19 protein-coding genes and 3 pseudogenes are annotated in these 13,423 nt (G+C 41.7%); 7 read left to right on the top strand and 15 right to left on the bottom strand.

Annotated elements, in window-relative coordinates:
- Positions 1-241: 241 nt before the first annotated feature.
- Complete coding sequence (locus tag Xentx_RS17015) at positions 242-1,360, bottom strand: flagellin FliC (protein WP_074021703.1); 1,119 nt, start codon at positions 1,358-1,360, stop codon at positions 242-244.
- A 278-nt stretch (positions 1,361-1,638) separates the two neighbouring features.
- On the opposite strand from Xentx_RS17015, the gene fliD reads away from it, so the two are divergent.
- Genes fliD through fliT form a run of 3 tightly spaced genes read left to right on the top strand, consistent with a single transcriptional unit; the run spans position 1,639 to position 3,906 of the window.
- Positions 1,639-3,108, top strand: coding sequence for a flagellar filament capping protein FliD (gene fliD, locus Xentx_RS17020; protein ID WP_074021705.1), 1,470 nt, complete (start codon positions 1,639-1,641; stop codon positions 3,106-3,108).
- 13 nt (positions 3,109-3,121) lie between these two features.
- Positions 3,122-3,532 (top strand): flagellar export chaperone FliS, encoded by a 411-nt coding sequence (fliS, locus tag Xentx_RS17025; RefSeq protein ID WP_074021706.1) that lies wholly within the window; start codon positions 3,122-3,124, stop codon positions 3,530-3,532.
- Positions 3,532-3,906, top strand: a complete 375-nt coding sequence (gene fliT, locus Xentx_RS17030; RefSeq protein WP_074021708.1) for a flagella biosynthesis regulatory protein FliT — start codon at positions 3,532-3,534, stop codon at positions 3,904-3,906. The genes fliS and fliT overlap by 1 nt, the downstream gene beginning before the upstream one ends.
- 651 nt (positions 3,907-4,557) lie before the next feature.
- On the opposite strand, the pseudogene Xentx_RS17035 reads toward fliT, so the two are convergent.
- The 6 genes and pseudogenes from Xentx_RS17035 to Xentx_RS20215 form a co-directional block, all read right to left on the bottom strand.
- Positions 4,558-4,854: pseudogene (locus Xentx_RS17035) on the bottom strand (phage minor tail protein L); the annotation flags it as partial.
- Positions 4,855-5,040: 186 nt separating this feature from the next.
- Positions 5,041-5,334, bottom strand: a complete 294-nt coding sequence (locus tag Xentx_RS17045; protein ID WP_074021711.1) for a type II toxin-antitoxin system RelE family toxin — start codon at positions 5,332-5,334, stop codon at positions 5,041-5,043.
- Positions 5,324-5,578 (bottom strand): type II toxin-antitoxin system RelB/DinJ family antitoxin, encoded by a 255-nt coding sequence (locus Xentx_RS17050; RefSeq protein ID WP_074021712.1) that lies wholly within the window; start codon positions 5,576-5,578, stop codon positions 5,324-5,326. Before Xentx_RS17050 ends, Xentx_RS17045 begins: the two co-directional genes overlap by 11 nt.
- Before the next feature lie 98 nt (positions 5,579-5,676).
- Positions 5,677-6,561, bottom strand: coding sequence for a phage antirepressor N-terminal domain-containing protein (locus Xentx_RS17055; protein WP_074021714.1), 885 nt, complete (start codon positions 6,559-6,561; stop codon positions 5,677-5,679).
- A 272-nt stretch (positions 6,562-6,833) separates the two neighbouring features.
- Complete coding sequence (locus Xentx_RS17060; protein WP_074021716.1) at positions 6,834-7,565, bottom strand: Rha family transcriptional regulator; 732 nt, start codon at positions 7,563-7,565, stop codon at positions 6,834-6,836.
- Positions 7,566-7,752: 187 nt separating this feature from the next.
- Positions 7,753-7,956 carry an Arc family DNA-binding protein gene (locus Xentx_RS20215; RefSeq protein WP_083601055.1) on the bottom strand — a complete coding sequence of 68 codons (204 nt, stop codon included), beginning with the start codon at positions 7,954-7,956 and terminating at the stop codon, positions 7,753-7,755.
- A 90-nt stretch (positions 7,957-8,046) separates the two neighbouring features.
- On the opposite strand from Xentx_RS20215, the gene Xentx_RS17070 reads away from it, so the two are divergent.
- The 3 genes from Xentx_RS17070 (at position 8,047) to Xentx_RS17080 (ending at position 9,186) form a co-directional block, all read left to right on the top strand.
- The gene (locus Xentx_RS17070; protein ID WP_074021718.1) at positions 8,047-8,442 is read left to right on the top strand and encodes an Arc family DNA-binding protein; all 396 of its coding nucleotides are present in this window, start codon (positions 8,047-8,049) and stop codon (positions 8,440-8,442) included.
- A gap of 63 nt (positions 8,443-8,505) precedes the next feature.
- Complete coding sequence (locus tag Xentx_RS17075) at positions 8,506-8,808, top strand: type II toxin-antitoxin system HigB family toxin (RefSeq protein WP_074021719.1); 303 nt, start codon at positions 8,506-8,508, stop codon at positions 8,806-8,808.
- A gap of 3 nt (positions 8,809-8,811) precedes the next feature.
- On the top strand, positions 8,812-9,186 hold the full coding sequence (locus Xentx_RS17080; protein ID WP_074021720.1) for a helix-turn-helix domain-containing protein: 375 nt from the start codon (positions 8,812-8,814) through the stop codon (positions 9,184-9,186).
- Positions 9,187-9,379: 193 nt separating this feature from the next.
- On the opposite strand, the gene Xentx_RS17085 is transcribed toward Xentx_RS17080, so the two are convergent.
- Positions 9,380-9,568 carry a hypothetical protein gene (locus tag Xentx_RS17085; protein ID WP_074021722.1) on the bottom strand — a complete coding sequence of 63 codons (189 nt, stop codon included), beginning with the start codon at positions 9,566-9,568 and terminating at the stop codon, positions 9,380-9,382.
- A complete protein-coding gene (locus Xentx_RS17090; protein WP_074021724.1) occupies positions 9,565-10,152 on the bottom strand; it encodes a BRO-N domain-containing protein in 588 nt (195 codons plus the stop codon). The genes Xentx_RS17085 and Xentx_RS17090 overlap by 4 nt, the downstream gene beginning before the upstream one ends.
- A gap of 369 nt (positions 10,153-10,521) precedes the next feature.
- Here Xentx_RS17090 and Xentx_RS19255 point away from each other — a divergent pair, with 369 nt between their 5' ends.
- Positions 10,522-10,692, top strand: a complete 171-nt coding sequence (locus tag Xentx_RS19255; protein WP_167366780.1) for a hypothetical protein — start codon at positions 10,522-10,524, stop codon at positions 10,690-10,692.
- Between the two features lie 104 nt (positions 10,693-10,796).
- Here the strand turns inward: Xentx_RS19255 and Xentx_RS17095 are convergent, their stop codons facing one another.
- From Xentx_RS17095 to Xentx_RS17125, 6 genes and pseudogenes are all read right to left on the bottom strand, one after another.
- The gene (locus Xentx_RS17095; RefSeq protein ID WP_074021725.1) at positions 10,797-11,024 is read right to left on the bottom strand and encodes an Acb2/Tad1 domain-containing protein; all 228 of its coding nucleotides are present in this window, start codon (positions 11,022-11,024) and stop codon (positions 10,797-10,799) included.
- The gene (locus tag Xentx_RS18950; protein WP_167366781.1) at positions 11,005-11,541 is read right to left on the bottom strand and encodes a lysis protein; all 537 of its coding nucleotides are present in this window, start codon (positions 11,539-11,541) and stop codon (positions 11,005-11,007) included. Before Xentx_RS18950 ends, Xentx_RS17095 begins: the two co-directional genes overlap by 20 nt.
- A gap of 46 nt (positions 11,542-11,587) precedes the next feature.
- Positions 11,588-12,073, bottom strand: coding sequence for a lysozyme (locus Xentx_RS17105; RefSeq protein ID WP_074021727.1), 486 nt, complete (start codon positions 12,071-12,073; stop codon positions 11,588-11,590).
- A pseudogene (locus Xentx_RS17110) lies at positions 12,018-12,173 on the bottom strand (IS5/IS1182 family transposase); the annotation flags it as partial. The pseudogene Xentx_RS17110 and the gene Xentx_RS17105, both read right to left, overlap by 56 nt.
- A 210-nt stretch (positions 12,174-12,383) precedes the next feature.
- Positions 12,384-12,737, bottom strand: a pseudogene (locus tag Xentx_RS17120) (transposase); the annotation flags it as partial.
- Between the two features lie 95 nt (positions 12,738-12,832).
- Complete coding sequence (locus Xentx_RS17125; RefSeq protein WP_139292521.1) at positions 12,833-13,279, bottom strand: hypothetical protein; 447 nt, start codon at positions 13,277-13,279, stop codon at positions 12,833-12,835.
- Positions 13,280-13,423: the final 144 nt, after the last annotated feature.

Here is a 13,423-nt window from a genome sequence, read left to right on the forward strand (position 1 = left end):
TTTCCTTATTTAAGTTACGTATATTAGCTTGAACATCTATATCGTAACGGAAAGGTGTTTTTCTTGGTATAACCCTTGAACTCCACCCGCATAGCGGGTGGTTTTATGTTTAAGAAGCTAACGCATCTTAAACTGGCTAAAGCCATAACTAAAAAAAATAAGGATCGGCGAACCGATCCTTATTTTATATGCGTTGTTTATGCCGGTCGCCCTACATAACTGCCCAACTGGAAAATAAAAGTTAACGCAGCAGAGACAGAACGCCTTGTGGAACCTGGTTCGCTTGTGCCAGAACAGAAGTACCCGCCTGTTGCAGGATCTGACCACGGCTCATATTGGAAACTTCAGTTGCGTAATCGGCGTCTTCGATACGACTTTTTGCTGCACTCAGGTTGTTAACGGTGTTGGCCAAGTTATTAACGGTGGATTCCAGACGGTTTTGTACTGCACCCAAGGAGCTGCGCAGCTCGTCAACTACTTTAAGTGCGTTATCCAATTTATCCAGTGACTTAGGATCAGTAGTGGCCGTTATTTCTTTAGGGTCTGTAAATTCAATTTTGGTACCTGCGGCATTAACTGCTGCTGCTGTTACCGTGAAGGATTTATCCTGACCGTCTTTCTTACCTGTTACCACATATGTACCTGCTATATCTTTTCCATTCTCATCCTGAGCCTGAGTCAACTTCGTACCTGTTAGCCCCAATTTTGCAATCTCTCCTGTAGTAAGATCAAAATCCTTAGCACCACTAGCGGTACTAACAGCACCAGTAGTACCATCGAGTTTTTTTCCGGTTAGGTCTGTACCCGCTTTAATAGGTGCTTTTTTGGTTGCTACATCGAAATTATTCAAGCCCAATTTTTCTTGATCAATCTGCTTCAGACCAATATCGATAGTTTCACCATCTTTCGCCCCAACCTGAATAGTTATTGCTTTGGCTTTGTCACTCAATACTTCTACACCGTTGAACTGTGTTTGTTTCGAAATACGGTTAATTTCGTCTAAACGCTCTTTAACTTCTGTCTGAATAGATTTCAAATCGCTCTCAGAGTTACTGCCATTTTTTGACTGAACAGCCAGTTCGCGGATACGTTGCAGGTTGTTATTGATTTCGTTCAGCGCACCTTCGGTAGTCTGGGCAATGGAGATACCGTCGTTAGCGTTACGAGAAGCCTGATTCAGGCCTTTAATGTTAGCATTAAAACGGTTGGCGATCGCTTGACCAGCAGCGTCATCCTTCGCGCTGTTAATACGTAAACCAGAGGACAAACGCTCAATAGCAGTACCCAGAACACTTTTAGATTTTGTTAGATTATTCTGCGCCAACAGAGAGGAGTAGTTGGTATTAATGACTGATGCCATAGTAGAGTTCCTTTTTAAAATCAAGTCGATATAATTAGTTTGAGCCTATTTGCTCACGGTGTTCATCACCGCCAACAGTTTTATCGGCGCCTGCAAAAGAACCTTTAATATTTCTTGAAAAAACTTTTTTATTTTTTTCTCATTTTGCCCCGATAACTCAAATAGCGCCTGTTCTCATCAATTATTCCGTCCATCAAAAAAATCATTTTGTCAGTAAACTTTTCGCAAATTAATCCGATAACATCCCCAATGATGCTTTTAATTAAAAAGGAGTCAACATGGCTAGTATTTCCTCGGTAGGAAGCGCATCCGGGATAGATCCACAGTTACTGGGCAAACTTGAAGCAAGTGAAAAACAACGTTTACAACCATTAACACAACAACAAAGTAGCTATAAAGCTAAAATTACCGGTTTTGGTACGTTACAAGGTAGCCTGGAAAAATTAAAGAGTGCATCTGAAGAACTCAAAAAATTCGATAAACTCAATACCACTAAAACAAACGAAGATCATAAAACATTTACTCCGAGTACAGATTCCAAAGCCAGCCCGGGTAACTATGTTATTACCGTTCAACAGCTTGCCAGAGCTCAATCTTTGCAATCTAAGGCATTTCCTGATGTAAAAGCCCCATTAGGGGAACAAGGTAAAGGTACTCGTACCATTACTATTACGCAACCAGGTGAAAAAAAAGATGGTGAAGAACAAGAAAAGCCAATGCGCATTTCCCTGAAAGATAATGAAACCTCTCTGGTTGAAATTCGTGATGCGATTAATAAACAAGAAGGCAATGTTAATGCCAGCATTATCAAAGCAGAAGATGATAAAAACTATTTGATCCTGACTTCGAAAAAAGCTGGCACAAAATCAGTCATGACGATTCAGGTTGAAGATGATACGAAGCTGAATGCTTTACTGAAATATCCGCCTGATGATAGAACTAAAAAAAATGATCCTGATGCAGTAATGAAAGAAACCGTTGCCGCCGAAAATGCAATATTAACGGTTAACGGTATTAAAATTGAACGTCAAACCAATGAAATAAAAGATGCGCCAGAAGGTGTTATTCTAAATCTGAAAAAAGTCTCAGAAACAGAAGAAGTCAAAAGCAACGACAAAACTGAAAAAAAACCAATACCAGAAACATTGGTAGTTTCTCGTGATATTGAGCCAATGAAAGAGGCAATTAAAAAGTGGGTTGATGCTTATAATGAGCTACAAAAAACCTTCAGTTCATTGACCAAATACAATAGCGTAGGAAAAGGCGAAGCGGCTTCAAAAGACAATGGTCCCCTGGTTGGTGATGGTACTTTAAAAGGTATTAAAAGCCAGTTAACACATCAACTGTTTGCGGCACAACATGTTGATGATATCGCAACCCTGAATAAACTGGGCATCAAACAAGGAAAAGATAGTACGCTGGAAATTAGCAACGAAAAACTGGAAAAAAACCTGAAAGAGAAACCGACCAATGTTAAGGCTTTCTTTATGGGTGATGGAAAAGAAACCGGCTTTGCTACCGAGACGTATAATTTATTGAAAAAAACGCTAGATAGCCATGAAGGGACTATCAATACAGCAACAGAAGGTATCAAGAAGACTCTGAAAATACTGGAAAGGCAAGTAGAACAGACCAACAAAAACATTGATGCCACAATGGAGCGCTATAAGAAACAATTTACAGCACTGGATAAACTCGCCACTTCACTGAAGCAATCAGAGTTATCCTTGGCCCAACTTTTAAGATAATAAAAGGACACTAATGTATCAACGTTCGGCAAGCCAATTATACGCTCAGGTAGATCTTGAGAGCGAAATTATGAATGCCTCTCCCTATCAGTTGATTCAGATATTGTTCAACGGGGCGCTAAGCGCCCTGCGTCGTGCAATCATTCTGATGCAACAAGGGAATATCCCAGAAAAAGGGTTAGCTATTTCAAAGGCGATTAATATCATTGATAGTGGTCTCAAAGAAGGATTAGACTTCGAGAAAGGCGGCGAAATTGCCCAAAATCTTTTTGCTTTATATGATTATATGAGCCGTCGTTTACTCCATGCCAATTTACGCAATGATGAGAAGGCTATTACCGAAGTAATTGATTTACTTACCGAGATTTCAGATGCTTGGCGGCAAATAGATCCTCATTACAACGCCAGTCAGGATATTGTTTAATGAAAAATGATACGGATCTTTTGTCAGCTTATCAGCGGATCCTTAGTTTAAGTGAGCAAATGATTGATTTAGCTAGAAATGAAAAATGGGACGAACTTGTTGATATGGAGATCACTTATCTGAAGGCAGTAGAAGTGGTGACTTTACTATCAGAAAACTTGGGTGCCCCCATTTCATTACAGCAGCAATTGGCCAAAATTTTGCAAACTGTCTTGGATAATGAAAAAGAAACTAAAAGATTGTTGCAAAGAAGGTTAAATGAACTCAGTGAATTGATTAAACAGGAAAGTTGTAAACAACTCTTACATGATACATACGGACAGTTCCCGATCAGTAACTATGAAATGGAGTTGACTACGACGGAATCAAAATAGATATCACGAAAGGCACCAGTGATTCCATTTAAAAATAGCTCTGATTAACGGTGTCATTTATTTTTTCATTTCAGGTGGTGTCAATTCGTCACTATCGTCTTTTGGTTAATTTAATTAGGCATTTTATTGTATTTATAATTTGCAAACAATCAATATATCTTATATATAATTTTTAACAAAAACTTAACCATAAGATGATAGTGGCGATTCCTTAAGGAAATTAACTGGAGATATTATCATCACATATTATTTTTAATTAAAAAGTGAATTTCAAATAAACTATATAAATAACTGAAAAAAAGATAATTTACCGATAACACTTGTAAAGTGGGCAATGAGGGATATCGATGGGGCATGAATGAAAATAAGAGAACTCAATTAAGCTACCTACTGATAATATAGAAAGGCAGCTCCAATGCCCCATATGCCCCAAGCAAGAATTGCTATTAATTAATTTATGTTTGTCAAAAAATAAGCCATTAAACTTGCATATTCATAATTTGAAATGATAATTTATAGGTTCTGTGTAAATTCGAGCAAGTTCGAGTAAATCAGACAATTACCGCAAGCACTACTCTATTACTATGTGCAATATTGAGTTAGTTTGCGGTAATTTTTTGCCCCATATATGCCCCAAGCTTTCAGATTCATTCCCCCCCTACACCATGTACACAGGCTGTGAATTTGACGAGTCGGGATCTGAATACCCTGCAAATCAGCCGGGGAAGATAAAGCAAACTGGACGCTTTCATTGTCTTCATTCGTTTTGCTGTCGATGTAGAAGACGTCTATTTTTTCCTGTGTCGGGTCTTCCAAATCACTCTCTGTATGGGTTACAGGGTAATTGTGGAAGTACAGTTCTGGCCCACCAAAGACCGAACCATCAACAGCAAACAACAAAATTTTATTTCCTGCCTCCAAACGTTGGAGGTCTGCATTAATTTTCATGCGCTAACCATCGCCAAACTCAATCGATTTAATTCGGTGCTTAAATTCACCACTGGGCGAATCCTGTATTTGAGTTCGCCACTGAAACACATCAACTGTCATATGAGTACCTATAAAAGAAAAAACCGCAGTTAAGCGGCGTTAAAATGAAAACCCGCGCGGGCGGGTCAGTTATGAATTTATGGCTTATCGTGCAATGCGTTCGCTGGCTATCTTATAGGCTTTCGAGTCTTCTCTTTTGCCTACCGCTATCACCCAGATCACAATCTCTTCATCTATCACCTGATAGACAAGGCGAAATCCAGAAGAGCGAAGTTTTATTTTAAAACAGCCAGCTAAATCACCATGTAATCTGGCTGACTCGATATAAGGGTTATCCTGTAGCTTCCGTAGTTTCTTTTTAAACTGCTCACGGATGGTATTATCCAGCTTATGCCATTCCTTTAAAGCACGCTCGTCAAACTCAATGTTAAATTTCATCAAGATTTACCCGGATACGTTTAGCGGGATTTTTTAAGCGCTCCCGCACGATATCAAAAATATCCTCATCTTCGTCTTGCTCCGAGACCATCACGGATACTTCTGTGAACGGCAGTTTCTCATTTTCTGCTACATAGCGTAAGAAGAGCCGCATTGCATCGGAAGGAGAAAGGTTCATTTTTTCAAATGCCTGATAAGCGCTTTTTTTAAGCGCTTCATCCACTCTAATCTGAATTGTGCTCATAGTATCACCATATGTAATTACATTTGTATTGCATTGTATGCTATTTAATCTATAATGCAATGAGTTTTGTGGAAATTCACGCCATCCGTGGCTTGGGGTTAGAATGGGCAGTTTGGAATTCTCAGTTTGTGTAGCACCTTCCAATTATCCTTTTGAACAGGTTTAATTTGAATATGTTCCGTTGCTTTTTCCAGTATTCGCCTTACGCTATTAGCACATTTTATGGCATTGCGAGGGTATGAATAATATTCACCCGCTAGTTTATGTTCAGCTACTTTGAGCATGGGTTCCACGTCAATCATATAGCGAGCCATATTGAGGGAATGTTGCCATAACCAACAAAGATTTTGTAAATCGTCATCAGGTATCTGCTGCTTAACCTCTGGCGCGGGTAAGGTTTCTTTCCCCAAAAACTCACCTTCAATCGCTTTAATTGCCAGATACTCTATCGCAGATGGAAGCTGATCATTGGTTAGTTCATTTATATGACCCACCCCGAACTCATGGTGAATCATCTGGAACAACTTTTTATTACTGACTCCATATTTACCCATCAGAGTATTGACTAGGCCGCGGAGAGGTGTGCGGTCTTGGGTTGTGGTTTTCGCCTTAACCTCACCCGTAGTCCAGTATTCATAAAGCACGTCGTCGCACTCTTCCTGATATCGAATGACTTTATCCCTGATCGATGCTTTAACTTTATTGGGGCTGATAGTGGCTAACCAGCCAGCAAGTTTGCGAAGGGCAAGACAAATCATATTACGTTCTTTACCGTCTGCGGCAACTATTACGATTTCCGTAATGGTTGATTTAACTCTTTGTTTTAATTTGGAGAATTGCGCTTCCCACGCTATACCCATACCTTCAACAATTGGTTTCATCGGCACATACGGCTCACCGTTATAATTAACGACATAGAGATCTGCGCCATAAAATGGAACGTTAATGGTTTTACTGGCGCTTTTAATTGCTATAATAGACATGTCTATATCCCTCACAGGTAGTAGACGTTTTATAAGAAGCCCCTGACTATTAGCCGTAGTTGGGGGCTTCGCCGTTTGAGAGCGACAATATTTATCGCGTAATTGTAACGTTATGTAAAGGCATTCACCTGTGATTTGCGAAGCGCTTCGAATATTCAACCATTTACACACGCAATACGCGTAAATACGTATTGTTAACCCTAGCAATCACTGTTAGATTGGCTGATTCTGTTGAATAGATCAGTATTTGATCACGTCATTGTGTTCAATCCTTAAGCTACTTCTTTCCAGCCAGTAATCGAAAACCTACCCATCTTAGGGTGATACCACTGTGAGCCACGCTGTTCTGCTTCTTTCATCATCTGGTGCAAAGCTTTTTCGAATGCGTCTTCACGTACAACTGACATTTGCGTAACTTGTCCGCCCGGTGCAACATGAGGAACCTTCTTGTGTGGCACACTCCATCCGATAACTAATTGCTTGCTCTTAGCATTACTAAGTCCATAGTTTGCTTGTAGATAGCTGTACCCCTGATAACCAACCGGAATGGCTCCTTGCTCTATCTGTTCCATTTTTTGCTCCATCACAACAAGGCGCTTTTCGTTACGAGCTGCATTTGTTGCAATAGCGGCGATCATTTCCATTTCTGATAATTGAGGTTGCGCTGAACCAGATTCAAGCGCAAACCAACGGTCAATCACTGCTGCACGACGAACAACGTCATAACCCGTAATCAGGATTTCAGTATGGCGACGGTCTAGTAAGAACTCAGAAACATAACCGCGGTTGTCGATAACCGCAGTCACTCCTTCGACTAACTTAACTTGTTGATTTTTATAATGACGCAAATCTGAGTCATCTTTATTGAGGGTATATAACTGCCCCAACATTGCCCATATATCCCGGATAACATCGGCATGACGCTTGCCTGTCAGTTCCGCAATCTCACGGCTTGACATCTTGGTGACAACTGCGCTAGAAGCTGCTACATTATTATTAGTCATTAAAACTCTCCGTAGAGTTAGTTTGATTGAAACCAGTAGCCGTTAACTACTGGTTTTGTGCTTTCAGAGCGCCTGCAAGTACTCTGGAAAATTAATTTGTCATTCGTTACAATGGCTAAGTTGTTTATCTCACGGTAAATAGCACTCAGGAGCCTTAGTTGTTCGCGCAGCTAAGGCTTCGCTATTTCTACGCTGCATTTTTCCGCTGCCCTCTAGCTCTATTCATTCTGTCCTTCAAGATTTTCACGATCTCTGCATTTAGAGAGCGCCCGCTTTTGTTGGATTCTTCTTCATACCATTCCCTAACCTCTAGCGGCATTCTTAAGGGATATGGTGGTATTCTTTGCTTATGAATCATAATGATTCCTTTTTTCTCCTTTAAATTAACCATCTACAGCTAAGTATGGATCCTATGGATTCTCTTGTCAAGTTAGTGTTTGGTATTTACACTCTTAGATGTGAATCATAAGGAGTCAACATCATGTCACGCATAGCACCATACCCGCTAAGGATGCCACCTGAAATGAGGAGCAACTTAGAAGATAAAGCGCAGTCCTCAGCAAGGAGCTTGCAGCAAGAAATCCTTTTCAGGTTAGAAAGGTATCAGCAAATAGAGTTACTTATTGCCTCAACCAATAAAGGCAAAGGCGATATATATGATCATGTCGCGGAACTTATGAGAAAAGCCAATTCCGTAGATGAAAAGAACGAAGAAATTAATAGACTAAAAAAAGAAGAAGCTGAACTACGCAGTTCAATAAAACTTTCAGAAACCGATAGATTCATGAAAATCAGTCAGCAATCGGAAATCATTGAAAAAGCTGTCGGTCTTTTGATTGATGCATTACCGCCTAACTACAACAAAAAAGCCCCGTGATGAACTGACCCGAAAATCGTACTGTCACTTGCAAAAGTCCCAAAATGGGACTATGATTGGATTATGAAAATAATATCCGTTGCATCACTGAAAGCGTTTTGGGAAAAGTATCCCGACGCAGAACAACCGCTAAGGGCTTGGTTCGACGAGGCCAAAAAAGCCTTATGGAAGACGCCAGCCGATATTAAGGCTCAATATCGTAATGCGAGCATACTGAAAAACAATCGTGTGGTATTTAACATTAAAGGAAACGATTACCGCCTGATAGTTTCTATCTTTTATCCCGCAGGCTGGGTGTACATTAAATTTATCGGCACACATAAACAATATGATGCTGTAGATGCCAACACTGTAGAGCCGGAGTAAACCATGAACATTAAACCTATTAGAACCGAACAAGACTATCAAGAAGCATTAAAAGCCATCGCCCCGCTGTTTGATAATCAGCCAGAAATTGGCACACCTGAATTTGATTTTATGGAGGTCATGGTGCTGCTGATTGAAGCCTACGAATCCGAACATTATCCAATCGACCCGCCAGACCCCATTGAGGCTATCAAATTCAGAATGGAGCAATCCGGCCTGACGGTTAAAGACTTGGAACCAGCTATCGGCAAATCGAACCGCGTTTATGAAGTCCTGAACCGTAAGCGTAACCTGACATTACCCATGATCCGTAACTTACACGGCATGTTCGGCATTCCCGCAGATGTCTTGATAAAACCAACAAAGACAGTCCTGTAAGGGGCTGTTTAGCTTTTAGGGTTAGTTCATGATGGGGTTTTATTTCACCATCTCAACTCAATTGCATTCATTTTGTTGTTGGTTGCCATGTTAACCAACACATCAAAGCCTGACAAATATTGTATGGGGTCACACTTAGCTATGTTTTTGATTGGTAGCTGTTCGAATTTCTCTCTATTGAGTCTGGCATTAATCAGATACTCGCCCACGCCTTGGCAATGTCCAGACAGTCATCAAACAACTTGCCTTTCCTGCTCGCTGACGCTGAACGGCGGTAATGTTCTTTTGCCCGGTCACTTGCCATCCCTGCTATAGATGAAGAAAAGCCGAGCTTGGTTAACTCGGCCTGTACGCTCTTCTCGATAAACTGTTCGTGGTTCATGCAAGTTCTCCCTCATCGGGGAACTCATCAAGTCCGGGCAAAGCAAGCTGTGATAATTCAAGGATGGCTTTTTCAGCCTTACGTATCTTCTTAAGGTGACGCTTGCGTAAGTTCATTAAGTCACTGCCTTTGCGCCCAAAGTTGTCGAATGACCATTTATTGGCAGCCACCAGACGATTCTGCATTTCACCAATGGTCAGCTCCTTGAGGCTTTCCATATCCATCATAGCCAAGTTCTGTGGTTGGTGCTCTTTCTCTGCCAGATCAAGTAACCATTTACGAAGATCTTTGGCGACTTTGGTTTTCGACAGCATCCCCACAAGGTGAGCACCACGAAGAGAGAAAATGCGAGTTTCTGTCTCCCAATTATCGTAACCCTTTGATTTTCCCGAGGTGGTCGTTTTGACCACCCGAGACATCTCTTCTGTAAATTCGTCTTTATTTCGACTGTAAATCTTGTTGACCGACTTATCATCCGCATATTCCAATAAGGATGCGAGTGATGAAGCAGTAAACCAAATCTTCCCATCGCCATTGTCAAAAGGGATCACTTCTTTTTCTTTGAAAGTTAATGCTGTACTCACGATGCTTATCCTTACTTAGGTAATGAACCTTTGCCGAAATAGGAAATCAACCCATCGAAGAGCATCAGCAAGCTGACTCCTCAAAGGCTCACTCCTAAATAGGGGTTCGATGTTTAGATTGGCGCTTTCGGTGCGCGGTGAAAATAAAAATGCCACCATCCCGTATGCGTTGGGTACGCGATGAGAACGGGTGGCAGCATGGGTTATTTCTGTAGCCACTCAGGGGAATGGGCACAGAAATATTTCATTTAGTTTCAGTTGGTAGCCAATTGTTAAGCATTATTCGCTTGTTATTGGGTGAAAATAGGTTTATGGGGTTGTGTGTTGTTGCAGTAATGTTAATTCAAACGAAATGGGGAGAATAATAAAATGAAAAAATATCTTCTTCTTTGCCTGTTGGCAGGCGTGACTCTTTCCGCTTCAATGCAGACTTACGCTATGGTCTGCTCGATTTGGGTAATCCCTAAAATGCGTGAAGCCTGTATTGCTCAGTGCGAAGCAGCACACCCAGGATGGTTAAACAAAATAGCCTGTGTGTAATAAAATCGTAGGACGGTAGTCTTTCTGCCGTCCTCTTATCAGTCACCCACACCACGTCCTAACCTACTCCTGCCACCTCAGTATCATTTGCTCTGAGGTGGCAATCAGAATGTGGTTGGTTGAGCCACGGCACGAACCCAGCACATAATCCCTTTTTGTAGGTCAGTACGGCCTTCGAGCAACCAACGCATATCAACATCAATATTGGGTTTTACAAGGTGATCATAAAGCTGGTCTAGTTCCTCTCCAAGTGCCTTAATCTTGTTCATGCAATCAATTTCATCTTGGGTTAATTCACGGTAACCCGTAATTTTACGGTGTTGGTTTTCCATTATTTCCTCTGCATTCAGTCTTCGCCCAATCCCTCAGTCCGAGGAGCTGGGCTTCAAGGGTTTCGAGTTCTCCGAGGAGACGTACATAATCCTGTTCAGCGTCTTTCGCCAGTCTGGCGGGTCTTGAACCATCCACGCCGGAGGAGGCAGCGGTTTCAGACACGGGACACTCGGCTTTGACGTACACGCGCTTAATGTCAGCGCGCAGAGTATCGCTAAGCTCATCAAGTTTAGTCTTGGCATTGGCGAGTTCCTGAGTGCGTTTGGTATCCAGCTCATGCAGCATGTTAATGTGCGTGTTCTGGTAGCTGATTGTGTCAGTCAGTTGCTGGATTTCGGTTGTCTGGCGATTATTCGTTGCTTTCTGCTCCGAGTATGCGGACAGGTAATAAAACGCCTCGAATGTAGATACCGCTGTCGTGATAATCAGAACAATGATCGTATAATGAGTGAGTGTGAGTTTCATGATAACAATACCGCTGCCAACAAGAACCATCCCCAACCGTCTATACCGCATATAGCCATAGTTCCCGCAGCTACCAGACTGATTAACGATAACAAATTCATTCATCCAGTCCCCAACATGTTAACTCAGATTCCTGAGCACGCCGCTCTACCTGACCGTAACAGCCGTTTGTCTGGCCTTTGGTCTGCCTGCAATCTTTGCCACCGTCAAATATCCAGCGCTGGATTTCAGCACAAGCCCCGTGTTTGTCTCCCGCATTTAACTTCCGGTAGAACGTCGAAGAGACACATTTACCGGAACCAATGTTATACGGGCAGAAACTGGCAATGCCGGCTATCTGGGGGTCAGTCAGCGGAACTTTGACATGGCGTTTTACCCAGTCAATAGCACGTTGTGATTCAATCTGGTTTAATTCGTCACACTGTTGAGCGGTCAACGTCATACCCCGACGAACGGAAACGCCATCTATCCGAGTGATACCACGACAGATTGTCCAGATACCCCCTGAATCACGATAGGCTGATATCCCACTGACACCCACTTTTGAGGAGATATAACAATGCACAAAATATCTCGTAAACATCCACTTCTCTGGGGCGTGTGCGTTTCCTGTTGCTCAGCAACAGGGGTTCAATTTCCATGAACACTTCTCGACTAATGTCGCTAGCATAGACTTTTCTCATGCCAACAGTTTACATGAGAAACCATTCTGGTTTAAAAATATTCTGAATAGACTCTAGTACTACAGCCGTAATTGCTCTGTAAGCCGATGATCTCCCCGGCGGCGGTAGTGACATTGTTGCGCTCGGTATTGATGCCGTCGTCGCCAGTCTGACCAATGTAAAATCTGTTCTATTGTCTTTCCCGCTTTTTCCATCAGCTTTGACAGCAGCTTACGGAGTTCCGCTACACTGAGTGGAACCTGGCCTACCGGTGTTTTTTTTCTCCTGTACCCGCAGAACCGCCAGGACTGCATGGGTCAGCAACGACAAGGTAATATGTCGGTGCCAGCTCTGCCATCGCCGCACTTCGTAATGATCCAGCCCACATTCCCCTTTGGTTTCCTCAAAGCCACTTTCGATTTCCCAGCGACAACCCGCAACCTGAACCAGCGTATTAAGATCCGCCTGTTCTCTCAGGGCATACACCACATAGTAAGCCCGTTCCTGCCTGCTATCCCGGCTGCGCCGAACTAACAAATAATGACCATAACGTCGCTCCTCTTCACTTATCTGTAAACGCCATAATAGGTTGCCAGCCGCAATAGGAGAGACTGAGGTTCTGGGAGTGATTGCGGTGGCAAATATGAGAAAGGCTGAATAATAATTTTCAGCCTTATTGATCAGAGTTTACTATCCAATTCTTTTTCGTTAAGAAACTTATGTAGCCTGTTAATGAATGATATGTTTTTAAGTATCACTAAGAAGATACATAATATTTGAGTGAATATCAGATATAAAACAAATGACAGACCTAATAATTTGATTGAAAGGTAATTTTCCCTATAAAATTCACTGCCTTTTAATAAGATAACCATTAGGTAGAACAGGGTGATGCCTACTAAGACAAGAGCAGATACAATGATGATAAAAACCATCCCTTCAACTCTTTTAGCATCATTTTCACTGGCAAAAAAATCTACCTTTTCACTCTTCATTAATCCAGCGATGGCATTAGGGTATAAATACCCTATCCAGACGCCACCTATAGCAAAAACAACTGCGGATATATTTTGAAGAACAGAAATAGCATCAGTTACATTGCTGTACCTGACATGAGATAAAGCCATATATGCTAATAATACGCATATAATCATCAATATTAACAATCATCAATATTAACACGGTGTATAAACACAAATAGATCATGTATCATACCGACATGAAGAAAGATACTCGACAACTCTCACCTGAGATACAGCAATATAACCGAC

The organism is Xenorhabdus thuongxuanensis (assembly GCF_001908095.1).
Lineage (GTDB): Bacteria > Pseudomonadota > Gammaproteobacteria > Enterobacterales > Enterobacteriaceae > Xenorhabdus > Xenorhabdus thuongxuanensis.

Bases quoted from the DNA above. Each gene is read 5' to 3' on its own strand.
- Xentx_RS17015 (WP_074021703.1), bottom strand. From the start codon at position 1,360: ATGGCATCAGTCATTAATACCAACTACTCCTCTCTGTTGGCGCAGAAT.
- fliD (WP_074021705.1), top strand. From the start codon at position 1,639: ATGGCTAGTATTTCCTCGGTAGGAAGCGCATCCGGGATAGATCCACAG.
- fliS (WP_074021706.1), top strand. From the start codon at position 3,122: ATGTATCAACGTTCGGCAAGCCAATTATACGCTCAGGTAGATCTTGAG.
- fliT (WP_074021708.1), top strand. From the start codon at position 3,532: ATGAAAAATGATACGGATCTTTTGTCAGCTTATCAGCGGATCCTTAGT.
- Xentx_RS17045 (WP_074021711.1), bottom strand. From the start codon at position 5,334: ATGAAATTTAACATTGAGTTTGACGAGCGTGCTTTAAAGGAATGGCAT.
- Xentx_RS17050 (WP_074021712.1), bottom strand. From the start codon at position 5,578: ATGAGCACAATTCAGATTAGAGTGGATGAAGCGCTTAAAAAAAGCGCT.
- Xentx_RS17055 (WP_074021714.1), bottom strand. From the start codon at position 6,561: ATGTCTATTATAGCAATTAAAAGCGCCAGTAAAACCATTAACGTTCCA.
- Xentx_RS17060 (WP_074021716.1), bottom strand. From the start codon at position 7,565: ATGACTAATAATAATGTAGCAGCTTCTAGCGCAGTTGTCACCAAGATG.
- Xentx_RS20215 (WP_083601055.1), bottom strand. From the start codon at position 7,956: ATGGTTAATTTAAAGGAGAAAAAAGGAATCATTATGATTCATAAGCAA.
- Xentx_RS17070 (WP_074021718.1), top strand. From the start codon at position 8,047: ATGTCACGCATAGCACCATACCCGCTAAGGATGCCACCTGAAATGAGG.
- Xentx_RS17075 (WP_074021719.1), top strand. From the start codon at position 8,506: ATGAAAATAATATCCGTTGCATCACTGAAAGCGTTTTGGGAAAAGTAT.
- Xentx_RS17080 (WP_074021720.1), top strand. From the start codon at position 8,812: ATGAACATTAAACCTATTAGAACCGAACAAGACTATCAAGAAGCATTA.
- Xentx_RS17085 (WP_074021722.1), bottom strand. From the start codon at position 9,568: ATGAACCACGAACAGTTTATCGAGAAGAGCGTACAGGCCGAGTTAACC.
- Xentx_RS19255 (WP_167366780.1), top strand. From the start codon at position 10,522: ATGAAAAAATATCTTCTTCTTTGCCTGTTGGCAGGCGTGACTCTTTCC.
- Xentx_RS17095 (WP_074021725.1), bottom strand. From the start codon at position 11,024: ATGGAAAACCAACACCGTAAAATTACGGGTTACCGTGAATTAACCCAA.
- Xentx_RS18950 (WP_167366781.1), bottom strand. From the start codon at position 11,541: ATGCGGTATAGACGGTTGGGGATGGTTCTTGTTGGCAGCGGTATTGTT.
- Xentx_RS17105 (WP_074021727.1), bottom strand. From the start codon at position 12,073: ATGTTTACGAGATATTTTGTGCATTGTTATATCTCCTCAAAAGTGGGT.
- Xentx_RS17125 (WP_139292521.1), bottom strand. From the start codon at position 13,279: ATGGCTTTATCTCATGTCAGGTACAGCAATGTAACTGATGCTATTTCT.